Annotated in this window: 26 protein-coding genes; 13 read left to right on the top strand and 13 right to left on the bottom strand. The window is 65.9% G+C overall.

What is annotated here, in order from left to right; all coding sequences use genetic code 11:
• The first annotated feature begins 195 nt into the window (after positions 1-195).
• The gene (locus AAE021_RS07250) at positions 196-621 is read left to right on the top strand and encodes a VOC family protein (protein ID WP_342024944.1); all 426 of its coding nucleotides are present in this window, start codon (positions 196-198) and stop codon (positions 619-621) included.
• A 38-nt stretch (positions 622-659) separates the two neighbouring features.
• On the opposite strand, the gene AAE021_RS07245 is transcribed toward AAE021_RS07250, so the two are convergent.
• From AAE021_RS07245 to AAE021_RS07235, 3 genes are all read right to left on the bottom strand, one after another.
• Positions 660-1,376, bottom strand: a complete 717-nt coding sequence (locus AAE021_RS07245; RefSeq protein WP_342024943.1) for an NADPH-dependent F420 reductase — start codon at positions 1,374-1,376, stop codon at positions 660-662.
• A gap of 100 nt (positions 1,377-1,476) precedes the next feature.
• Positions 1,477-2,805: a replication-associated recombination protein A gene (locus AAE021_RS07240; protein WP_342024942.1), complete on the bottom strand. Its 1,329-nt coding sequence runs from the start codon at positions 2,803-2,805 to the stop codon at positions 1,477-1,479.
• Entirely contained in the window at positions 2,802-3,149 is a 348-nt protein-coding gene (locus tag AAE021_RS07235) for an MmcQ/YjbR family DNA-binding protein (protein WP_342024941.1), read from the bottom strand. Before AAE021_RS07235 ends, AAE021_RS07240 begins: the two co-directional genes overlap by 4 nt.
• Positions 3,150-3,352: 203 nt before the next feature.
• Here AAE021_RS07235 and poxB point away from each other — a divergent pair, with 203 nt between their 5' ends.
• A complete protein-coding gene (gene poxB / locus AAE021_RS07230; RefSeq protein WP_342024940.1) occupies positions 3,353-5,071 on the top strand; it encodes a ubiquinone-dependent pyruvate dehydrogenase in 1,719 nt (572 codons plus the stop codon).
• A 158-nt stretch (positions 5,072-5,229) separates the two neighbouring features.
• Here poxB and AAE021_RS07225 read toward each other — a convergent pair whose 3' ends face one another.
• The 4 genes from AAE021_RS07225 to AAE021_RS07210 form a co-directional block, all read right to left on the bottom strand.
• Positions 5,230-5,925, bottom strand: coding sequence for a hypothetical protein (locus AAE021_RS07225; RefSeq protein ID WP_342024939.1), 696 nt, complete (start codon positions 5,923-5,925; stop codon positions 5,230-5,232).
• Between the two features lie 405 nt (positions 5,926-6,330).
• A complete protein-coding gene (locus AAE021_RS07220; protein ID WP_342024938.1) occupies positions 6,331-7,095 on the bottom strand; it encodes an SCO1664 family protein in 765 nt (254 codons plus the stop codon).
• Positions 7,095-7,649: a DUF3090 domain-containing protein gene (locus AAE021_RS07215; RefSeq protein ID WP_342024937.1), complete on the bottom strand. Its 555-nt coding sequence runs from the start codon at positions 7,647-7,649 to the stop codon at positions 7,095-7,097. The genes AAE021_RS07220 and AAE021_RS07215 overlap by 1 nt, the downstream gene beginning before the upstream one ends.
• A 15-nt stretch (positions 7,650-7,664) precedes the next feature.
• On the bottom strand, positions 7,665-8,366 hold the full coding sequence (locus tag AAE021_RS07210) for a histidine phosphatase family protein (RefSeq protein WP_342024936.1): 702 nt from the start codon (positions 8,364-8,366) through the stop codon (positions 7,665-7,667).
• A gap of 47 nt (positions 8,367-8,413) precedes the next feature.
• On the opposite strand from AAE021_RS07210, the gene AAE021_RS07205 reads away from it, so the two are divergent.
• Positions 8,414-9,100, top strand: coding sequence for an ABC transporter ATP-binding protein (locus AAE021_RS07205; protein WP_342024935.1), 687 nt, complete (start codon positions 8,414-8,416; stop codon positions 9,098-9,100).
• Positions 9,101-9,103: 3 nt separating this feature from the next.
• On the top strand, positions 9,104-10,708 hold the full coding sequence (locus AAE021_RS07200; protein WP_342024934.1) for a DUF6297 family protein: 1,605 nt from the start codon (positions 9,104-9,106) through the stop codon (positions 10,706-10,708).
• A 26-nt stretch (positions 10,709-10,734) separates the two neighbouring features.
• Here the strand turns inward: AAE021_RS07200 and AAE021_RS07195 are convergent, their stop codons facing one another.
• Complete coding sequence (locus tag AAE021_RS07195) at positions 10,735-11,472, bottom strand: SDR family oxidoreductase (RefSeq protein ID WP_342024933.1); 738 nt, start codon at positions 11,470-11,472, stop codon at positions 10,735-10,737.
• Positions 11,473-11,586: 114 nt separating this feature from the next.
• Here AAE021_RS07195 and AAE021_RS07190 point away from each other — a divergent pair, with 114 nt between their 5' ends.
• The 5 genes from AAE021_RS07190 to AAE021_RS07170 all read left to right on the top strand — a co-directional run bounded on the left by AAE021_RS07190 (position 11,587) and on the right by AAE021_RS07170 (position 15,473).
• On the top strand, positions 11,587-12,513 hold the full coding sequence (locus AAE021_RS07190; RefSeq protein WP_342024932.1) for an AraC family transcriptional regulator: 927 nt from the start codon (positions 11,587-11,589) through the stop codon (positions 12,511-12,513).
• 87 nt (positions 12,514-12,600) lie between these two features.
• Positions 12,601-13,212: a GNAT family N-acetyltransferase gene (locus AAE021_RS07185; RefSeq protein ID WP_342024931.1), complete on the top strand. Its 612-nt coding sequence runs from the start codon at positions 12,601-12,603 to the stop codon at positions 13,210-13,212.
• Entirely contained in the window at positions 13,209-13,733 is a 525-nt protein-coding gene (locus AAE021_RS07180) for an NUDIX hydrolase (protein WP_342024930.1), read from the top strand. The genes AAE021_RS07185 and AAE021_RS07180 overlap by 4 nt, the downstream gene beginning before the upstream one ends.
• 88 nt (positions 13,734-13,821) lie before the next feature.
• Complete coding sequence (locus tag AAE021_RS07175; RefSeq protein WP_342024929.1) at positions 13,822-14,916, top strand: LysM peptidoglycan-binding domain-containing protein; 1,095 nt, start codon at positions 13,822-13,824, stop codon at positions 14,914-14,916.
• Between the two features lie 104 nt (positions 14,917-15,020).
• On the top strand, positions 15,021-15,473 hold the full coding sequence (locus AAE021_RS07170; RefSeq protein WP_342024928.1) for a hypothetical protein: 453 nt from the start codon (positions 15,021-15,023) through the stop codon (positions 15,471-15,473).
• A gap of 3 nt (positions 15,474-15,476) precedes the next feature.
• Here the strand turns inward: AAE021_RS07170 and AAE021_RS07165 are convergent, their stop codons facing one another.
• Positions 15,477-16,196 (bottom strand): DUF4386 domain-containing protein, encoded by a 720-nt coding sequence (locus AAE021_RS07165; protein ID WP_342024927.1) that lies wholly within the window; start codon positions 16,194-16,196, stop codon positions 15,477-15,479.
• 117 nt (positions 16,197-16,313) lie between these two features.
• Here AAE021_RS07165 and AAE021_RS07160 point away from each other — a divergent pair, with 117 nt between their 5' ends.
• Positions 16,314-17,039: a TetR/AcrR family transcriptional regulator C-terminal domain-containing protein gene (locus AAE021_RS07160; RefSeq protein WP_342024926.1), complete on the top strand. Its 726-nt coding sequence runs from the start codon at positions 16,314-16,316 to the stop codon at positions 17,037-17,039.
• A 10-nt stretch (positions 17,040-17,049) separates the two neighbouring features.
• On the top strand, positions 17,050-17,631 hold the full coding sequence (locus AAE021_RS07155; RefSeq protein ID WP_342024925.1) for a hypothetical protein: 582 nt from the start codon (positions 17,050-17,052) through the stop codon (positions 17,629-17,631).
• A gap of 5 nt (positions 17,632-17,636) precedes the next feature.
• Here AAE021_RS07155 and AAE021_RS07150 read toward each other — a convergent pair whose 3' ends face one another.
• The 4 genes from AAE021_RS07150 to AAE021_RS07135 all read right to left on the bottom strand — a co-directional run bounded on the left by AAE021_RS07150 (position 17,637) and on the right by AAE021_RS07135 (position 20,264).
• On the bottom strand, positions 17,637-18,152 hold the full coding sequence (locus AAE021_RS07150; protein WP_342024924.1) for a DUF1269 domain-containing protein: 516 nt from the start codon (positions 18,150-18,152) through the stop codon (positions 17,637-17,639).
• 143 nt (positions 18,153-18,295) lie between these two features.
• A complete protein-coding gene (locus tag AAE021_RS07145) occupies positions 18,296-18,991 on the bottom strand; it encodes an NADPH-dependent F420 reductase (RefSeq protein ID WP_342024923.1) in 696 nt (231 codons plus the stop codon).
• Between the two features lie 138 nt (positions 18,992-19,129).
• Positions 19,130-19,747, bottom strand: a complete 618-nt coding sequence (locus AAE021_RS07140) for a hypothetical protein (RefSeq protein ID WP_342024922.1) — start codon at positions 19,745-19,747, stop codon at positions 19,130-19,132.
• 58 nt (positions 19,748-19,805) lie between these two features.
• Positions 19,806-20,264: a MarR family transcriptional regulator gene (locus AAE021_RS07135; RefSeq protein ID WP_342024921.1), complete on the bottom strand. Its 459-nt coding sequence runs from the start codon at positions 20,262-20,264 to the stop codon at positions 19,806-19,808.
• Positions 20,265-20,325: 61 nt separating this feature from the next.
• Here AAE021_RS07135 and AAE021_RS07130 point away from each other — a divergent pair, with 61 nt between their 5' ends.
• Both AAE021_RS07130 and AAE021_RS07125 read left to right on the top strand, forming a co-directional pair.
• Positions 20,326-20,694, top strand: coding sequence for a VOC family protein (locus AAE021_RS07130; RefSeq protein ID WP_342024920.1), 369 nt, complete (start codon positions 20,326-20,328; stop codon positions 20,692-20,694).
• 72 nt (positions 20,695-20,766) lie between these two features.
• On the top strand, positions 20,767-21,561 hold the full coding sequence (locus AAE021_RS07125) for a carboxymuconolactone decarboxylase family protein (protein ID WP_342024919.1): 795 nt from the start codon (positions 20,767-20,769) through the stop codon (positions 21,559-21,561).
• The last annotated feature ends 13 nt before the right edge of the window (positions 21,562-21,574 follow it).

The raw sequence follows: 21,574 nt of genomic DNA, 5'->3' as shown, positions 1-21,574 counted from the left end.
GAGTTTCACGAACGGTCTTTCTCTCGGTTGCAGCCGGACCAAAGTAGTCCTGGGCCGGATTGGTATACCAAGCGCAACCGGGAGAAAGACTGTTCCTATTCCGCTTATGGCGGGAAGCGTGCGACATCACATTGGGCCGGCGACACCAGCGCGGCTACGCAGGAACCACTGGCCCTCCTGCGCTACCCTCGCGCCATGAGTGAATTCCCGCAGCTGCTGCACACCGTCCTGGACACCACGGATGTCCGGGGACTGGCCGAGTTCTACCGGAAGCTTCTCGGACTTCGATACCGGCCAGGCGACGAACCGGCGGCCGACGGCGCTTCCGACGGCGCCGCCGAGGAGGTTGACTGGCTGGTCCTCACCGATGTTCAGGGCCGTGCCGTGCTGGCTTTCCAGCTGGTGGAACGCCTGGAGCGCACCACATGGCCGTCGCCTGACGTGCCGATGCAGCTGCACCTCGATTTCACCGTTCCGGACCGGGAATCCCTGGACCAACAGCATTCCCGGGCCTTGGAACTCGGGGCGAAACTTCTTTTTGACCGCACTGACGCTCCGGACGAGCCGTTATATGTGTATGCCGATCCGGCCGGCCACCCGTTCTGCATCTTTGTGGGCTGAACCGGAACCTCTGAGGCCCGCCTCGCTGAGTCAGGTGCTCAGAACTTGCGTTCTGCGATATTGACCCGGGTCGCCTCGTCCAGTGCGGCCTGGATCTGGTCCGCCGGCGTCGGTCCGGGTTCGGCGTCCATCATTCGCTGCTTGGCTACTGCCGGGTCCTCGAAATAGACGAGTCCGTAGGCCGGCGTGTCAGGCTCAAACCGCCAGCTGTCGGCGAGCGAACCGGCGTCAACCGTATCGAAGCCCAGCCGGTCAATAATGGCTGCCGCCTCGGCCTTGGCCTGCGCGTCGTCCGAGGCGATGGGCAGTGCCGTCCGGTCACCGGAGCCTGCGGGGCGGGCGAGCACCGGGATGTGTCCGGCGACGATGTTGTTGAAGGCCTTCACCAGGCGCGCTCCGGGAAGCTGGTCCTGCATCAATTCACTGGTCGTCAGGGTGTTGTTGATGAGTTCCTCGATGCTGCCGTCCCGGGAGGGGTAGTAGTTGCTGGTGTCCAGCACCACCTTGCCCCGCAGCAGACCGTCCGGCAGGTCCTTCACCGCCTTCAAAGGAATCGAAAGCACGACGGCGTCGCCCTGTTGCGCTGCTTCCTCCACTGTCCCTGCCTGGGCCAGGGGCCCGAGCTCACTCACGAGGTCCTGCAATGATTCCGGTCCCCGCGAGTTTGCGATAACCACTTTCATCTCTGCTGCGACCGCGAGCCGCGCAACTGCTGATCCGATGTTTCCGCTTCCGATAATTCCCAGTGTCGGCATGATGCATCCCTTCGATGGTTTTCGCTGTGTGGGTGCAAGCAATAGCCGGGAGAAAGAAATTCCCGCTAGGCGGACTGGTAGAGCGGAATTGGAACGACAGTCATGCGTCTGGTCCGTTCCTCAAGGTGCCGGATGATCCGGGCGCCGCTGCTCGGAGCTGCGCCCAGTGGGCGAGCCGTTCCGCAATGGCCCGCTCGTATCCGCGTGTGCCGGGTTGGTAGAAGGTTTCCCGCGGCATGCCGTCGGGGAAATAGTTCGCGCCGGAGAATCCTGTCTCGGTATCGGGATCGTATTGGTAGCCATCGCCGTAGCCGAGATCCTTCATCAGCCGGGTCGGGGCGTTCAGGATGTGCGCCGGCGGCATTAAGGACCCGGTTCGTTTCGCTGCAGCGCGCGCCCTGGTGAATCCGCGGTACACGCCGATGGACTTCGGCGCGGTGGCGAGGTAGACGACGGCTTGCGCGATGGCAAGTTCGCCTTCGGGCGAGCCGAGGCGTTCGTACACGTCCCAGGCTGCGAGGGCCTGTTGCACGGCCTGAGGGTCGGCCATGCCGACATCCTCGTTTGCGAACCGGATAATGCGGCGGGCGATGAACAGGGGGTCCTCACCGCCGTCGAGCATCCGCGCGAACCAGTACAGTGCCGCGTCCGGGTCCGAGCCACGCATGGCTTTGTGCAGGGCGGAGATCAGGTTGTAATGACCTTCCTGCCCCTTGTCATAGAGCGGTGCCCGCTTCTGCACCGCCGCAGCAAGCGCCGCCGTGTCCACGGGTGCCGCAAGGGAATGGACCTGCTCGATCATGTTCAGCAGATACCGGCCGTCGCCGTCCGCCAGCGCAACCAGCGCCTGCCGGGCATCATCCGTCAGTGGCAACGGTGCGCCGAGGAGATCCTCGGCGCGGACAATGAGGGTTTCGAGCGCGGCGTCGTCGAGGCGTTTCAGCACGAAGACCTGGGCTCGGGACAGGAGCGCCCCGTTGAGCTCAAAGCTCGGGTTCTCCGTCGTCGCGCCGACGAGGACGACGGTGCCGTCCTCGACGTAAGGCAGGAATGAGTCCTGCTGGGCGCGGTTGAACCGGTGGATTTCATCGACGAACAGCATTGTGCCCTGGCCGACCTCCCGGCGCCGCTGCGCCGCGGAGAATACCTTCCGGAGGTCAGCGACGCCTGAGAAGGTTGCGGAGAGCGGCTCGAACGCCAGATCGGTCTGCTCGGCGAGAAGCCTGGCGATCGTGGTCTTTCCGCACCCTGGCGGGCCCCACAACACCATAGAGACGAGCCTGTGCGCATCCACCATCCGGCCGATTGGTGCATCCGATGCGAGCAGGTGGTCCTGCCCGACGACGTCCTGCAGTGTGCGGGGCCGGAGCCGGTCAGCCAACGGCCGGGAGGCATCGTCGGCCTCGAACAGGGATGGGGTGTCGTTCACGAGTGCTCCCGGGTGCGGCCGCCGGCGAGGTCGTAGGACGTGTAAACGAGGTCCTCGATCAGCTCTGTCGTGATCCCGTTGCCGGGTCCAATGGAGATCCAGTGCCGTTTGTCGAGGTAGTGCCCGGAGGTGATCGTCTCGTGGTCGCGGCGGAGTGCGTCCCCGTAGGGCGGGTCGACCTTCACCGTGATGATCTGCAGGTCAGGGTCGTCGGTGACGATGAGGAAGACTTTGCCGCGCACTTTCCACACGTCCAGATGCGGGGTGAACGGACGCCCGTGACTCACGTCGTCAAGCGACGCCGCGGTGTCGCGGGCAATCTGCTGCAATTCCTCGCCAATCATCCGATCTCCTCCGTCCAGAGCTACATTACGAGGACATTCGCCACTACGGGACCGTGACAGGAGGCGGCAGGGCAATCCTCCCGGCCACCAGGCCCGATCCCCTAACCACCAGCGTGACATACACCCACCCCGCCTCTGGCACTTGCCGATCCCCGGTGCATAGACTGACGATGCCGTCTGAACGCACCTAACAGAGGAGCAGCATGTCCACGATCGCCGAGACCGTCGTCCACAACCTCGCCGCCAATGGAATCCAGCGGATCTGGGGAGTTCCCGGCGACTCGCTGAACGCGGTGACCGAGGCGATCCGCCGGGAGAAGGGTATCGAGTGGATGCTCACCCGGCACGAAGAGGAAGCCGCGTTCGCCGCCGCGGGTGAGGCGGCGCTGACGGGCGAGCTCGCGGTGTGCGCAGGCAGCTGCGGACCCGGCAACATGCACCTCATCAACGGGCTCTACGACGCACACCGCAGCCGGGTTCCCGTGCTCGCCATCGCCTCGCACATCCCGAGCGACGAGATCGGCAGCCAGTACTTCCAGGAAACCCGACCCACCGAACTGTTCCGCGACTGCACGGTCTTCTGCGAAATGGTCTTGAGCGCCGACCAGATGCCGCGGCTGCTGGAGATCGCCATGCGGACGGCCATCGAAAAGCGGGGCGTCGCCGTGCTCGTAATGGCGGGCGACACCGCACTGGAAGACGCCAGGGACGAGCGCGTCTTCACGGTCCGCCGCACCGACCCCATCACCGTTCCCTCCCCGGCGGAGCTGCAGGAAGCCGCCGCCACACTGAACTCCTGCGGGAACGTCACCATCCTGGCGGGAGCCGGCGTGGAGGGGGCACGCGAGGAGGTCCTCGCCCTCGCTGACGCGCTGGGCGCGCCAATTGTGCATGCCCTCCGCGGCAAGGAATTCATCGAGCACGACAACCCGTTCGACGTCGGCATGACCGGGCTCCTGGGCTTCGCCTCCGGATACCGGGCGATGGAGGACTGCGACGCGCTGCTGATGCTCGGCACCGACTTCCCGTACCAGCAGTTCTATCCGAAGAACGCGAAGATCCTGCAGATCGATATCCGGGGCGAGCAGCTCGGCCGCCGCACGCCGCTTAACCAGGGGATGGTCGGCGGCGTGCGCGAAACGGCGGCTGCGCTGCTGCCGCTGCTCGAACGGAAGACGAACCGCACGCACCTCGAGAAGTCGCTGGACCACTACCGCCGCACCCGGAAGCAGCTCGACGACCTCGAGAAGCAGGGACCGGGCGACATCCATCCGCAGCACCTCACTCACCTGATCGACGAGCTCGCGGATGACGACGCGGTCTTCCTGCCCGACGTCGGCACTCCGGTCATCTGGGCGTGCAGGCACCTGCACATCGGCGCGCGACGGCGGCTGATCGGCTCCTTCTGGCACGGCACCATGGCGGCGGCCACCCCACTGGGCCTTGGCGCCCAGGCCGTGGACCGGAACCGGCAAGTGGTGATCCTCGCCGGCGACGGCGGCCTGGCCATGATGCTCGGTGAGCTGCTGACGGCGGTGCAGCACAACCTGCCGATCAAGATCGTGGTGTTCGATAACGCCGCGCTCAGCTTCGTCGAGGTAGAGATGAAGGCGGCGGGCATCGTCAACTTCGGCACCGGTCTCGAAAACCCAGACTTCGGTAAGGTGGCGCAGGCGGTGGGAATGCACGGCGAGAGCGTGAGCCGCCCGGAGGACCTCGAGGGCGCCCTCCGGCGGGCGTTCGAGTACGACGGCCCCGCGCTCGTCTCCGTCGCGGTGGAGCGGCAGGAGCTCTCCATCCCGCCGAAGATCGACGCGAAGCAGGCCACCGGCTTTGCGGTCTACGCACTGCGCACGGTGCTCGCCGGCAACGGCCGCGAGCTTATCGACCTCGCAAAGGCCAACGCGCGCCAGCTGCTCTGACGTTCGTACCTGTGCGCACCTCGCGGTTACCAGTGTGGTCACTTGGGTCCCGGCGGTGGGGGATTGGGAAACGCCGTGCCCAGCCTTGTCAGCGGACGCGGGGAAAGCGAGCGGAAATGTGGCGAATTGGGAGAGCCCGCACGCCAACGCATGGCACCCTACCTGCGGTTGAAGAGAACGAATTCAATCTCGTCCGCGCGGACTTTGCGTGCTCCGTCCATGCGTTCGGAAGCCTGCTCAGCCCAGGAACCGACCACGGCACAGTAGCGGGCGTAGGTGTCCGGAAACCGGGCAGTCTTTGGGGCGTCCGGCCAGACATCGGACAGATTGCGAGCAACTACCTGGTCGAGGATGACATAACGGGGCGGGGCTTCCTGGCCTTGGGCAAAGTATAGAAACTTGGTCGAGAAAGCCGGTCCGAACCATGGAATGCGTCCGGCACCCCTATTGGTGGTCAGCACGCTGTAGACGTTGCCTGCAGGCTCACCGTTACGGACCGCTCGCCAAGCTTCGGCCAGCAGCTCTCCGGCCCGGTCCTGGTGGGCAGCGAGGGCGTTCAGCCGTTGATGCAGGCGCGGCGCCCGGCGGCCAAGGCCCCAAGCGAGTGAATAGTACACAAGTTGAAAGGCGTTCGCCGGAGTGATCTCACGGCTGCCCAGCTCGAAAACTTCGGCACGGGAAATCTTCGTGACGCCCGGGCCGGTCAGTACACCTTGCATCAGCGGCAAACCGCGCGTACTGAGTGCGTCCTGCCATCGATCGCAATTGACAGCGACCTCGTGGCCCAAGACGGCGTCTTCCCCGGGAAGAGCGGCGAAGAGGTCCTCGGGCAGGGGCGCATCGACATTGATCATGGCGTGACTCTACGGGGTGGAATGCCATTTTACTTGTGGCTCGCTGGACGGGCTAGCGAAACCGCGACAGATGGTCACGTGCATGCTCGCGTGAACCCATCAACCTTGCCGGGCCAACGCGCGCCAGCTGCTCCAACAAGTGGCTCCTGACGGGCGATGAGCCTGCGACGACAGGCGGCCGCCATTTGTATGATGCACCGGTCTCAGATCTGGCCTCTCTCGCGCCGACATGTGTGGCGGCGGACCGCGCCCCCCTTGGCATAGGCCGTGATTACGGACCCGACCGCACCGCTGCGACCGCGCGATCGCAGCCCGAATGATGAGCCGGCACGGTACCGCCACAATGATGCATCGCGTGACCGATCCCGCCCGCCGCAAACGCACTAAAGCTGAGGCATCCCGATCCTAGAACAGCGGCCAGGGAACCGCCGGCATCTGACCGCTCGGAGCCGGAAACTGACCTCGGTGGCGCAACCGGGCGCAGCGTGCAGCAAACGCCGCAACTTCCTCCGCCGTGAGCAACTCCGAAAGCTGTGAGCCCAGCTCACCCTCGAGCCCCGAGAGGACACGGTCGACACCAGCAAGTTCCTCAGAACTCAGCGCATCACCGATCCAGCCCCACAGCACTGTGCGCAGCTTGTGGTCCTGGTGGAACGTCAGCCCGTGGTCCACGCCGTACCGGTGCCCGTCGCCCATCGCCAGGACGTGATCGCCCTTGCGGTCCGCATTGTTGACCAGGACGTCGAACACCGCCATCCGCCGCAGCGCCGCTGTGTCCTCGTGCACCAGGGCGACAATCCGTCCGGTTTCATCCTCGCCCTGAAGGACTTCTTTCCAGCCGGTGTCCGGCACGGCATCAGCCGGGACCAGATCCACCGCATTCTGCTCCGGGTCCGTCTCCTGCCACAGCTGCACCATGCCCTCGCCGAACGGACCGTCGCGGAGCCACGTGCGCGGCACGATGTTCCAGCCCAGGGCCTCAGACACCAGGTACGCAGCAACCTCCCGGTGCGCCAAGCAGCCGTCGGGAAAGTCCCACAGCGGCTGCTCGCCGGCTATCGGTTTGTACACCACGGCCGCACCGCCGATGCTGCCCAGGAAGGTGGCATTGGACGCCGTCGTGATGCGGCCGGTGAGCGTGAGCTCGGCCGTCAGGTCCGGTGCCGGCATCAGTTCTCGGGCAGGATGCAGGTGTGCCCGTCGGCGTCGATCGGCTGGCCGCAGATCACGCAGATCGGACGCCCGGCACCCACCACCTCCCGGGTGCGCTTGGCGAAGGCCCGGGCGGTGCCCACCGGAATCCGCACCCGCAGCACTTCGGCCGGGTCGGAGTCTTCGTCCTCCCCGAGGAATCCGTCATCGTCCGGATCCACCTCCTCGAGGGGGTAGGCCTCAATGACAATCTGCGCCGTCGTCGGATCCCAGCCCAGGCTCATCACGCCGGTGCGGAACTGTTCCTCCACGGCGTCAAGACCGTCATTGTCCACCAGCTCCAGGGGAGTGTTCGCCGGAACGTGGAAGGGGTTGCCGTCAACGGTCATGAGCTGGTCAAGGATCTCGTCGATCTTCTCGGCCAGCTGGGCCGACTGCTGCTTCTCCAGGGCAATGCTGAGCGTCTGCTTCCCCGAGCGCACCTGCAGGTAGAAGGTGCGCTGGCCCGGGACGCCGACAGTGCCGACAATAACGCGGTCCGGCCAGTCGAATTCGTGAACAGTAGTAGGCATAGGACTACTTTAGGCTCATCTCGCCGGAGGCGCGGCGTGACCGGCGCCACCTCCCACCGCAGCGTCCTCCGCCGGCGGGCTGGCCGCCAGCCAGGACAGGTCCCCGCCGTCGGTGTTCGAGGCAAGGACGGTGGGGCGCCCCGGCCCGTAGTTCACGATCGACACCGAGGCCGGGCCCACGTTGATGCGCTGAAACATGTCCAGATGCATGCCCAGCGCGTCGGCCAGCACCGACTTGATGATGTCACCGTGGCTCACCGCCACCCACACCGCCCCCGGCCCGTGCTCGGCCTCGAACGCCGCATCGTGGCGCCGGATCGCGGCCACCGCACGGGCCTGCATCGCGGCCATGGACTCGCCGCCGGGAAAGGTGACGGCGGAGGGCTGGGACTGCACGGTGGACCACAGCTTTTCCTTTGCGAGGTCCCCAAGCGTGCGGCCCTGCCAGGATCCGTAGTCGCACTCGGTGAGCTCGTCATCAACCGGCGCGTGCGGGGTGCCGGTTTGGCGGTCGAGGATGGACTGCGCCGTCTGCCGGCAGCGTTCGAGCGGGCTGGACACCACGCCGACCAAGGGCACGACGGCGAGCCGGTCACCTGTCGCTGCCGCCTGGTCACGGCCCACCTGGTCAAGTTCGACGCCGGGAGTCCGGCCGGCCAGCAGACCGGAGGCGTTCGCTGTGGTGCGGCCGTGCCGCACGAGGATTACTGTTGCCATCTCCCCAGCCTAACCACCCGTCCGCGCACGTCCGCTAGATTGGATGCATGACTGCTGCGGGGGCTGTGCTCGAAATTTCCGATCTGACCGTGGGATACGGCGGCGCTCCCGTCTGCGGACCCATTACCGGGCGCGCCGACGCCGGTGAGATCCTTGGCATGGTGGGCTTCAACGGTGCCGGCAAGTCCACGGCGGCGCGCACCATCGCCGGTAAGCAGGCCATGCTCGGCGGCGAGGTCCTCGTCCACGGGCTGCCTGTTTATGAAGACGGCATTCCGTTCCGCCGGCAGGTCGCCGCCCTCTTCGATGAAGATGCCTTCTTTCCTTCGCTGTCCCTGCGCGAGCACCTCCAGCTGGTAGCCCGCGGACATTCAGTCCCGAACCCCGATGCCGCCGTTGAGGCCGAACTGGAGTTCTTCGCCCTGGGGGAGCGCGCCGACGCCGTACCCGCCTCCGTTTCCTCCGGGCAGCGGCGCCGGCTGCTCCTGGCCTCCGCCCTGATCCGGCCCTCCTCGCTGCTGATCCTGGATGAACCGGAGCAGCGCCTGGATCCGGTGATGCGGGAGCGGCTGGGCCAACGCATCAAGGCCTACGCCGACGACGGCGGGACGGTGCTGCTGGTGACCCACGATCCCGCGCTGCTCCTGGCCACGGCGGAACGCTGCCTGCTGATTGACGACGACGTCCGCGAGATCGCTCCGGAACGTGCCGCCGCCGAAATCGCCGGGCGCTGACCCGTGGCCCAGGACGCCGCAGTGGGGGAAACGACCGCAGTTTTCAACCCGGTGCAGTACACCCGGCAGGCCTCGCGGACCTTCACCCGCGCCCGGACCCGGCTCCGGGATGTCTTCGTCGACGTGTACACCGCGGTGCTGGCACTGGGCACCATTGGTGCACTGGCCGCCGGTCTGGTCCTGGCGCTGCGCGAACAGGTCGCCCTGGCCTGGGACGCGGACTCCGTCGGCCGCACGCTGGTGGCACCGGCGTCGTTCGCCCTGCCCGACGGCGCCGCCGGAACCGCGCTGCTGTTCGCGATGCTCGCGGCCGGAACGGTGCTGGCCCGGAAACTGGGCCCAGCGGCGGTGACGACGGCCGAAGGGTACTGGTGGCTGAGCCTGCCCCTGGACCGGCGGCCGCTGGTGAGCGGACGGCTGCTGCGCCGGCTGGCCCTGGTCTGGGCGGGCGGCGCCGTCCTGTACCTGCCGGTGGGGTTCATCACCGATCTGGACGCCAGCGTCCTCGGACAGTTTCTGGGCGCCGCGGTGTTTGGGGTGGCCGCCGTCGTTGCCGTGCTGCTGGCGGCGCTGCGGCAGACCGCTGCGGGACTAGCGGGACCTGCAGGGCCGCAGCCGGCGGTTCCCGGGGCGTCCCGCCCGGGAGCGGTGCGGCGGCTAGCCTCGGGTCCACTGCCCGGCCTGGTGCTCCTGGCCGTGCTGAGCTTTGTACCGCGCCAAGCCGCAGCCGGTGAACTGGGACCGGCCCTGGTTGCCCTGGCAGCCGCCGTCGGGCTCTGGCTGATTGTCTTTCCACGGCTGGGCAATATCCCGGCCCGGGATCTCATCAGCGCCGGGGGCGTCTCCGGGCATGCCGGCGCCGCCGTGTACATGATGGATGTGAACGAAGTGGGGCGGGCGCTGTCCGACGGCTCCGGGGGAACTGCCACCACCCGCGCGCGCCGCTGGTACGCGCGGGGCGGCGGACGCACGCCCTTCGGGGCGCTGCTGCGGGCCGACGTCACTGCCTTCCTGCGCACCGGGGGCTGGCTGGTCCGGCCGGTGCTGCTCCTGGTGCTGTGCCTGGTTCTCCTGCTGACCGGAGGAAGCCAGCCGGTGCCGCTGCAGCTGGCACTGATCGCGGTGACCGTATTCGCTTCGGTTCCGGCCGCGGGAGCCCTGGCCCGACGGACCGCGATCACTCCCGGGTTGGACATGCTGCTGCCGTTGTCGCCGGCCATGGTGAACCTGAGTCGGATCGCCATGCCCGCAGTGTTCCTGGCCCTGTGGGCGGCGGCGTTCCTGACGGTGCTCGTGCTGCTGGGTGCCGGAAGTCCGGAGCTCATAGCTTTGGGCGCACTGGCGGGCGTTGGTTTCGGCGCATCGGCAGTGCGGGGTGCCTACCGGGTCCAGCCGGACTGGACGGTCCCGCCGACGGACACCGTGTTCGGTCCGGTGCCGTCGGCGCAGACCGGCGCGATGATCCGCGGGATGGACACCACGCTGCTGGCCCTGGTGCCCCTGCTGCTGGGTCTGTTCCTGGGATACGCGCCCGGTGTGCTGCTGCTGGCGCAGGGCGGCTTTTCCGCCGCGTGCGTGCTGATGGCGATGTACTCCAACCCCAAGTAGGACGCCCCGCCGCCGGGGGGACTCCGCTACCAGGGCAGGGGGCCGTCCTCATCGCTGAAAGTGCCGGTGGGCCCGTTCGCCGGAAGGGTGGCCATCCGGACGGCGGCCCTGGCACCCTGTTCCGGCGTGCGTATCCCGCGGAACCCGTTCAAATCGGTGCCAACAAATCCCGGACAGACGGCGTTGACCAGGATGCCTTCCGGTGCGAGTCCCTTCGCGTACTGCAGCGTCAGCGAGGTCAGTGCTGTTTTGGAGGGGGCGTATCCGGCGGCGATCGGGTTCGTATTCGCTGGATCGGCTACTGCCGCGAGGGATCCGGCGATGCTGGAGACGTTGACAATCCGAGGGGCCTGCGAGAGACGCAGCAGCGGCAGGAAGGCTGCCGTCACGGAAATGACACCGAAGAAGTTGGTCTCAAACACCGAGCGGATTTCATCCACGTCGGCTGAGCCCGGCTGCTGGGCGGCAAAGCTGACGCCGGGCGTTGCCACAATGCCCGCGTTGTTCACCAGCGCGTCCAGGTGTCCGAACTGGCGTTTGACCGCATCCGCCGCGGCTGCCACCGAGGCAGGGTCGGTGACATCGAGGAAGACGGCGACGGCGTTGCCACCAAGGGAGCGCAGTTCAGCGGCGGCGCGCTCACCGGCGTCGGCGTTTCTCGCGGCCACCACCACGGTATGGCCCAGTGCGGCCAGCTGCCCGGCAATCTGGCGTCCAATGCCTTTGTTGGCACCGGTGACAAGGGCAATCATGCTGTCATTCAAGGGGACTCCTGGGAAGAAAGAACTTTCCGGTTTCGGAAGATGCTTCCACTTTGCCCGCAAAATTGGGGACGTGGAATAACGCGACGTCCCGTTTTTTTGCTCTAAAGTACAGAAATGGAAAACGACGGGTTATCCGAGGTTCTTGAGTTCATCAGCGTCCAGAGCATGATCTCCGGCGGCGTTTCGGCGCGCGGGCGCTGGGAGTCCCGATCCCGGATTGACGAAGACCTGAAGTTCTTTGCCCTGGTGCAGGGCGGCATGCGGTTGACCACTGACGGCCTTGAGGCGCCGCTGGTGCTGGAGGCCGGCGACGTCGTGGTCCTCAATGGCCGCACTGAACTGCTGCTGGAAGGCGGGAGCGGCGACGGTATGCCCGTGCACCTGGATCCGCCGGCCAGCGGCAGCTTTGTTCATGCCGGCAAGGGGACGGCGGGCAGTGAGGACATCATTATCGGCGGCCGCGTGACGGTAAACGCCACCGGCAGGGAGCTGTTGCTGCAGGCGCTCCCGCCGGTGGCGCACATCCGCTCCGGCACCGCGGCTGCCCCGCACCTGCACGCGTTGATCAACCGGTTGTTCGAGGAGTTGTCCGCACAGCGGATGGGCTGGGAATTCGCCGTCCGCCAGTACGGCCAGTTGCTGCTGCTTGACGTCCTCCGGGTCTTCGTTACGGGCGCGGACCTGCCGCAGGGGTGGCTGAAGCTGCTCTCGGATGAACGGCTTCGGCCGGCACTGGCACTGATCCACGGCTCCCCGGCACGGCCATGGAGCCTGCAGGACCTGGCACGGGCTTCCGCCATGTCCCGCACTGCCTTTGCCGAGCGGTTCCGCGAGGTGGCCGGCACTCCGCCGCGCACCTACCTGAACAACTGGCGGATGCTGGTGGCACAGCGGGAACTGCGCACGGGGGAAACCCGGATCCGCCCGCTTGCCCTGGAGCTGGGCTACTCGTCCGAGAGCGCGTTCAGCACGGCATTCAAGCGCAGCGTCGGCGAGTCCCCGCTGCATTACCGTGCACGCATGCGGGAGTATGCACACTAGACACAGCCACCGCGAAGCGACCAGGACACAGCGACCCGGAGGGCGTCAGGGCTTCTGAGGTCCTGTGTGCCATGGCATTGTGTGGGGATGACCCTGATCGCTCCGTTTCTGCCGCCCGGAACAATCAACGGTGTTCCGCAGCCGGTTCTCACGGCAGGTATCTTCACCCTTCGGCCGTGGAGTGTGGCTGATGCTCCGGTTGTACTGGCGGCCTATCAGGATCCGGCCATTACGTTGTGGCACCGACGACGGATCGACGGACTCGATGATGCACAGGTCTTGGTTGACCGGTGGCTCGCGAAGTGGGAGAAGGAGTCGGGAGCGTCCTGGGCGGTCTGCGATGACAAGGGCTTAATCATTGGCCGGGCTGCGCTCAGCAGGATCAACCTGTTTGAGGGTGACGGGGAAATCAGTTACTGGATTCTCCCAACGGCGCGTGGACAGGGGGTCGCCCCTGAAGCCGCGGCTGCCGTGCGCCAGTGGGCCTTCACTGGCGCTGGATTGAAACGGCTTCAACTTACTCACTCCACGCTGAACGAGGTCTCCTGCCGCATCGCAGAAAAGACAGGGTTTGCCTTGGAGGGAGTCAAACGCAGCGCCCTTCGGCACGAGGATGGATGGCATGACATGCATCTTCACGCCGCCGTCAACTTCCCGCCACCGGTTACGCACAAAGAATCCGACAAGGCGGGAAGATGAGCAGCCAGAGTGAGTGGTGGGACGTGGTCGACGCCGACGGCGCGCCCATCGATGCCACCTTCCGCAGGGGTTCCGGTCCATGGCCGCTGGGATGCTTTTACCTGGTTGTTGCGGTCTGCGCGCAGCGGGCGGATGGAGCCGTTCTGCTGACCCGGCGCGCAGCCAGTAAGGACTTCGCCTTTGGCTGGGAATTTCCCGGCGGCAGTGCTCTGGCCGGCGAGTCGAGCTGCGATGCGGCAAGCCGGGAGTTGCGGGAGGAAACGGGCCTCGACGTCGAGCCCCTGAAGCTGATTCCGATGGGCCGCTTTGTTGAGGACGCGGCCCTGCTGGACTTCTACGTCGCACGCGTGACTGGCAACGAGACCCTGGCGTTGCAGTCCACTGAAGTCATGGCGGCCGAGTGGGTGACACCTGACGAGGTTATACGGCGGCTGAATGCGGGTCGGATGGCGGAACCTTGGAGCGCCCGGCTGCACTGGCTATGGTCTTCCACGGAGCAGGAACTGCGCCGTGCCCGCTGACGGTTTCTCAGGGCCGGAAAGAACATGCTCTATGCTCAGGGTGTTCTGTCCGGCCAGCGCGGCCGGGTGCGGCTCTCATGGGGGATGGATGACAGGCACTAGAGGTTCTTCCGGCAACAAGACGACGACAAGAACAACCCTGGCCAGGGTGGTGGGCGGCGCCGGCGTCGTTCTGGTGCTGTCAGCGGGAATGGTGAGCTGCTCCAGTGAGCCGCTGCCCCCAAAGGCGGCCCTCACTGTGGTCAACGCCCCCGCGGAAGCGGCCTCTGCTTCGGCTGAGGCCGACCCGACGGCGGCCCCGGCGAAGCCCCCAGTGCAGACGGCGGCGGGAGCCGTGGTCTACGATTCGTTCGGCAACACGGATTTCTACACGACCCTTTCGGGCGACACCGCCGCCTCGGTGGCCGAGTCCTTTGGGCTGTCCGAGGCAAAGCTGAGCGAGTTCAATGCGCTCGTCCCCGGCGTGCCGATGACGCCGGGGACACGCCTGCGCCTTATTCCCGCGGAGGGGCCGATGGCCGGGGCGATGGGGGCCGCCGTCGTCGACGCCGATGGCATTCCCACCAGCTACGTGGTGGAACCCGAGGACTCCACCGAGGGCATCAGTTACCGGTTTGGGATCACCTCGGACCAGCTGGCCGAGGCGAACAAGGTCCCCTACGTTCACGAAGTCGGAAATGAGTACTTCCTCCTCGCCGGACGCCGCATTGAACTGCAGAAGAAACCCGTGGACAGCAGTTCCGGCACCGGAACCACCATCGACAATTCCTTCGGTGAGCACATTTTCTACACCTCCGTTGTCGGGGACAGCCTGGACAGCCTTGGCTACAAGTTCCGGTGCACCACGGAACAGCTGCTCCGCTACAACCCGTCCCTCACCACGTCCGGGCCCATTCCCGCCGGCACCAAAGTGCGGCTGATGCCGGGCGAGCTTCCCATAACGGGCGCCACCGGATCCTTCACCGCCGACGCTGACGGCGTACCCCATACATACACCACGGCCCCCGGGGACACAGAGCGTCAGGTGGCGTTCCGGTTCCGGCTGGCCGATATCGTCGACCTGACCTCGGCCAACCTCTCGCTCACGCAAGAGGGCCTCACCTGGTACGCGTACACCGATTCCTGGGAGCTGGTTCCGGGGCAGACCATCAGCCTCGACCGGTCCCAGCCCATCCGCAAATAACTTAGCTGTGGTTGCGGCCGTGGTTGGAGAACTCTAGGCAGCCAGTGAGGGACGGCCATGGTGGTTACCTGCATACCTTCGACGGTCGTCCTGGGTCCGGGTGGGTGCCAGATACTTTGTCCCCCCGAAGCGATGAAGACGCAGCAGGGTCGGCTAAAGACTTCGAAGACGAGATCACCCTGAACTTCACAAATCCTCAACCGATCGCTCTGGTGTGCGTAGTTAATGGCAACGCCAGTGATTGGATTTCCCACATGCGTGCAGACCGCGTTCGCACTGTGGTTGTCAGTCTCGATGACGGGAAGCAAGAAGTCACGCACCGTGCCTCGTTGCGCACCCTGCCGGAACATGAAATCCAGAACCCACAGGATCTCGAGCTGCCCGCCCCGGCAGATTTTTGGGCGGCAAAACCAACGTACGATCGGGTGTCGCTGACGCTCACCGACCGCTACCTGGGATCACAGGTCTATGACCCGAATACAGGTGAGGACGTCGATGTACCAACCCAAAAGGTGATGCTCGCCGAGGTGCAGGTATGGATAGACGCCGAGCAGTGAAGCTTAATGAATTGGGTGCCGGTTGGATTCATGTGCCCCGCCCTTCGGCCGAGCCGTCACCCGGGACCGGCGGAAGCCGACGACGGTCAGGTAAATCCCCAGCGAGGCCTCCCAGATAATCTCCGGCAAGGTGGCCAGGGCTGAGGGAACCGAGGACTGGCCGTAGGCGCCGAAGAGAACGGCGAGGCCGGACAGTGACATCAGCGGACCGCCGATGAGTCCAAACAGCGCCAGCGGCCGGGGCACCAAATGCGAGCGGTACATCAGGAATCCGAGCAGCAGCCCGTTTCCGATCCCGACCACAAACCCCGGCCCCAGCAGGAACGTCCAGCCGTGCGCCGCCACCAGGGCCCGGGCCACGGGCAGGTATTCGCCGGCGTCGGCGCCTGCGGTCTGCCGCAGGGTCACCACGGTGAGCACGCTGAGGACGCCGACGGCGATGAGCGCGCATTCCATAACCCGCGCCGCGACATATCCAATCGCCGCCGCCTCGCTGTGCCGGCGGAGGACGGGATACAGCACGACGGCGGTGCCAGTGTTCGCAATGATCAGCACCAGTTCGCAGACGGCTCCGAGCAGGATCCGGGTGTCCTCGCCGGGCCCGGTGAGGTAGTCCGGGTCAGTGAGCAGCGGCGCGTAGAGCGCGGCCCCGGCGATGGCCGAGACAAAGGTCAGAAGGAAGAGGATCCCGGCGGTCCGGGCTGTCCGGTTGGAGGCTTGCATGATGCTCCTGTCGGCCAAAGGTGTACTTTGTACACCGGATGTCCTGAACCTAGGTGTATGACGTACACTCTGTCAAGCATTAATTCCCTCATTAGGGTGAACAGGAAGGCGGACCCTTTGGCCCAGGAACCCCAGGACCGGCGTCAGCCGTCCGTGTCCCGGCCGCGCCTGAACCGCGAGACCGTGCTTCGCGCCGGCGTCGAACTGGCGGACCAGGCGGGGATTGAGGGTTTCACCATGCGCACCCTGTCCCAGGAGCTCGGGGTGGTGCCGATGGCCCTGTACAAGCACGTGGCCAATAAGCAGGAACTGCTCGAGGGCATGGTGGACCTGGTCTGGAGCGAGGTCACCGAACCGGACGCCGCACACGGCTGGAAGCAGGGAATGCGGAACCGTGCCGTTTCCCTGCGCGACGCCCTCACCCGCCACCGCTGGGCCGTGGGGCGGATGGAGGCGGCCGGCCGTCCGGGTCCGGAGAACCTGAGGCAGCACAACGCCATGCTGGGGTGCCTGCGGCAGAGCGGGTTTTCTTTCCGCACCACCGTCCATGTGACGAGTTTGCTCGATGCCTACGTGTACGGCTTTGCATTGCAGCAGAAAACCCTCTCCTTCGAGACACCGGAGGAGTCCGCTGCGGCCGCCGCAGCGACCCGAAATGCGGAAACGGCTGAGGACGCGGCGAGGTATCCGTACCTGCTGGAAGTGGTGGGGGAACTGGCCAAGGAAGGCTATGACTACGACGCCGAATTCGCCGTCGGGCTCGATGTCCTGCTGGACGGCGTCGAGATCCTGCGCGGTTCCTGGCGTTCATCTCCGGGCCCGAGAAGTGCTGGCCTGAGGTAGATTTTCAGGCATGTCAACAGAGGGATTCCTGCAGATCGCCATCACGACCAGCATCACTGTATTCCTGGCCGTTGTTGGCTGGTGGGCGCGTAAGCACCCCAACCGGTCCAAGGAATACCCGGAGCGAATCCGCATGCCCAAGGTGGTGCCCTTTATCGGGTGGCTCTTAATCGTCGTTGGAGTCCTGATCGGCTTGGTCGGGTGGGCCACGCCGGACGGCCCCCTCGACGCACGCATCGCTTCCGCAGCAGTATTCCTGGGCGGCTGGATGTTCGTGGGAATGTACCGCAATTTCTATGTGGTGCCGCGCCAGTACGAGGTGGTTTTCCGCTCAATCCTTGGCAAGGAACACGTCATTTCCTACAGCGACATTGCTCATTACAGCCTGGGGAGGGCCAGAAGGCAGCCCATTCTGACGATCAAATCCATCCAGGGCGTCAAACTCAGCCTGAACCTCAACGGCTTTGACATGGGCCCCTTGCTCCGGGCCATCGACTACCACCAGGCGACCGGGCGCTGGCCCGTCCCGGTGGAACCCGTCCCGGCCGATGCCGTCCCGGCCGACGCCGTCGAGGCGCCGCCGGGACGGTGACCGGATCAGGAGGCCACGGCCTCCACGATCTTTTCGTCGCCCTCGTTGATGGCCTTCACGACGGCGTCGTAGTCACCCTTGTCGATGGCCTTGCTGATCTTCTTGGTCGCCTGGCTGACGGCCCGGTCCACCCGGTCCAGGTACAGATCGTCGACGACGGCGACGAGCGCCGAGGATCCCGGCGGCAGCCATTCGTCCGCCTCAACGCCAATCTTCTTCTCCTCGTGGCGCTTGGCAATGGCGCCGGCCCCGGCCCCGATTGCGGCACCAATGACGCCCGACAGCAGCAGCGGCGGAGCAAAAAGTCCCACCACCAACCCGGCAATGGCCCCGGCCGTGGTGCCGCCGCCAATCAGCCCGCCTCCGTGCTCCTTCACATCAACGCGCCCCGAGGCATCACGGGAGAGGACAACCGCAGCCACCACTCCTTCATCCATGTCCTTGATGGTTCTAAAATCCGATGCCGCTGATCCTGCGTCGCTGTACGACGACACGAACAAGGTGTAGTTGCGATCTGACATTTTGAGCCCTTCAACTGGCGTGGTTGATCACCGAACACTCGAGACTTTATCCGCGCCGGGGGAGCAGCATCCGGTCCTTTGCGATATCCAGCATCAGGATCCGGCAATCAGCGGACGCGCGCAGAAACGTCCGGTATCCTCCTTCAGGCCACAGGTGCGGGGACGCCGGACAGCGCCTCCAGCTGCGCTCCGGTGAGCCGGGCTCCGAACGCATCTCCGCCGGGCTGCAGGAACGCGGTGGCGCTGAGGGAAGCAACAGGGACCGGGTCATAACCGATCTTCTCCACCACCGCCGAGACGAGTGCGACGGCCTCCGGGTGGTCACCCGCCACCGCGAGGCCAAGCCGCTCCGGATGTCCGGCCGGACGGCGGTCCGGTTCCAGACTGGAGTAGCCGGTGTGGTTAAAGCTCTTGACGACGACGGCGCCCGGGAACATCTCCTGCACCACCACTGAGGAGCCGCGTGTCCCTGCAGCAAACGCAGGAATCTCACCGTCCACCGGCGGCCAGTAGTTCATGGCATCCACCACAATCCGGCCCTCCAGCAGAGCGGGGTCCACATGCTGCAGCCGGTGCAGGGGCACCGCAAGGATCACCAGGTCCGCGTCGGCCACGGCATCCCGGGTCCACTTCGGCTCGGCGCCCGGGGTCACGATTTCGGCCATCAGCGCCAGCTGCGCGGGATCCCCGGAGGCGGACAGCGAAACCCGGTATCCGGCGTCGAGCAGTGAGCGGGCGACGGCGGTGCCCACGCGTCCCGCGCCCAGCACGGCAACGTGCAGGTGCTCCGAAGCGGCGGGAACTCTCTGGCTGGGGGAGTCAGACGGGGTGCTGGACATATCTGGAGTCATGCTTGCTGCAACCCGGCGTGCACCGCCGGCATTCCCGCGCAGGTCCACCGCCCCGGTTGGTGTTGATCACGCTCACGGAACCACGTTCAAGGAACTCACGCTCAAGGGACCGCGGGGACCGCGGACTTAAGGGACCACGGTGACGGTTTCTGTTCCGCAGGTGAACAGCAGGGCGTTTTCGGCTGCAGAGAGTTCGCAGTTGCGGTCCTTGACGCGGGGAAAGCCGCCGAGCTCGTCGGCCCGCCGGTTCCAGACGTAGTGGAACCTGCCGTGCTGGGTGTAGATGCTCACGCCGTCGCCGTCGAAGCCGTCCTGGGTGACCACTATGGACTGCCCGTTGGGGGCTTCGAACCGCGTTTGGTCTCCGATTCCCGCCGCGAGCAGGAAGACCACAAGCGCGGTCAGCAGTACAAAGGGTGAGGCCGCTACCGCTGCGGCAAAGGTGGTCCAGCCGGCGGCAGTGCGAATCCATGGTTTTGGAATGCGCCCGATCAAGCCGTACGCCAGCTGCGCCAGGCCCAAGGTTCCGACCAGCATGCTGAGCAGGATGATCCAGCCGCAGATGTTTTCCCTGGACAGACCGAAGAAGTGAAGCAGCACCTGCCGGCCGGCTGCATCGGCGGAGGGTGCTCCCATGACGGTGAAGGCGCCCCACATCACCAGGCCGGCTCCGGCCGCAAGTCGGAAACCAACGACCTCGACGCGTTTGATGCCCGCTTTCGTCGCCGGTTCGGTCTTCTCCATGAACTCGAGACTAGCGGCAGTAGCTCTCGATGCTGAACGAGGAGGGCGGAGTTTAGGACTAGGCGGGGGCCCCACCCTTGGACTCCCGCAGGGAGCGGACCATGCTCGTCAGGATCCTGCGTGCATCGGACTGCTCTTCCGGCGTCATACCGTCGAGCATCCGGACCTCCACGGAACGGACTGCGGCCGTGGCCTTTTTGAGTTCCTGCCGCCCCCGCGGCGTGAGCTGGGTGGGAAGAACTCTCCCCACACGGGCCGCCGCCGGGCGCTCCACATATCCGTCCTGCTCCAGGGTCTGCAGCAGGACGTTCATCGATTGCCGGGTCACGAATGCCCCGCGGGCGAGCTCGGAATTGGACAGCCCCGGACGCTGGGCGAGGAGTTCAAGGCACGAGTAGTGCGTCACTGTCATGCCCAGCGGCCGCAGGACGGCTTCCATCGCAGCGCGCAGCTCACTTGAAGCCTCTTTCAGCAGATATCCGAGCGACGTCTCGAGGTCGATAGCATCTTGACTCATGTCAGTATTCTGACATATCGTCTTTGTGTCAGATAACTGACATCAACGAAAGAAGAGAGTCATGCCTGTCACCGGCCCCGATTTCATTTCGCTCCAGGTGCGCGATCTCGACGCATCACAAAAGTTTTACGAGCAGTACCTTGGCCTGGTCCGGTCTCCAGCTGGCCCGCCGCACGCCGTCGTCTTCCAAACCGCCCCCATCGCGTTCGCGGTGCGCGGCGTTGTGCCAGGCACCGACCTCGATTCGGTACCCCAACCGGGCATCGGAACGGCTCTCTGGCTCCACGCCACCGAGGTCCAGGCCATCCACGATGCCTTGATCTCCGACGGCCACCGGATTGTTGCGGCGCCCATCGACGGTCCTTTCGGGCTGACCTTCACCTTCGCCGATCCCGACGGCTACCACGTCACGCTTCACGACCGGGCCTGACGCAGGGATCTTTCGCTGGCCCGCAGCGCGTGCTTGCATGGGAACACCCCCGTCCCCAGCAAGGAGTCCACCATGGATGCAGCGGATCCCCGCCACAGCTCTCCGTCCCGCCGGGAACAGGCTGAAGCAACCTACGAGCGGCTGTTTGGTGCACGTGACCGGACAGCCCACGAGGATGACCCGGAACTGATGGAGATCCTGCGGGGCTTCATCTTTGGCGACGTCTTCGGCACCGGCGTCCTGGATGACCGGACCCGCGAACTGATCACCGTCACCGTGCTGGCCTGCCTGCAGACCCTGCCGCAGCTCAGTGCCCACACCACGGCGGCGCTGCGGGTGGGCGTGCCGCCGGTGCAGATCCGGGAAGCGGTGTATCAGTTGGCTCCGGTGATCGGCTTTCCACGCGCCCTGAATGCGCTGGCTGCCATCAACGCGGTGTTCCGGGACCGCGGCATCCCGCTCCCTCTGCCGGGGGAGGGAGCGGACGACGACGCCGGCCGGTCCCGGGACGCCGACCGGTACCAGCGGGGCCTGGCGGAGCAGGAGCCGCTCTACGGTACGGAAATCCGGGATGACCTGGCCGATCTGCCGGCACCGTTCAACGAAGCCCTGCCCCGGTTCCTCACCGAGTTCTACTTCGGTGACTTCTATCCCCGCGGCGCCTTTACTCCGGCACTGCGGGAACTGCTGGCTCTTTGCGCCTTTGCCGCCATCGGCGACACTGCCGCCCAGCTGGGTCCGCACGGGCGCGCCTGCCTGCAGGTGGGCAATTCGAAAACCGAGGTCATCGCCGCCCTGGTGCACTGCTTCCCGTACGTGGGATTCCCCCGCGTGGTGGCTGCCGTCCGCGCGGTGAGGGACCTTTAGCCCGGATCAGCGG

The sequence above is a fragment of the Arthrobacter citreus genome (assembly GCF_038405225.1).
GTDB classification, from domain to species: Bacteria; Actinomycetota; Actinomycetes; order Actinomycetales; family Micrococcaceae; genus Arthrobacter_B; species Arthrobacter_B citreus_A.
Note: the sequence above shows the minus strand (reverse complement) of the source record. Positions and strands in the feature narration are given on the sequence as shown.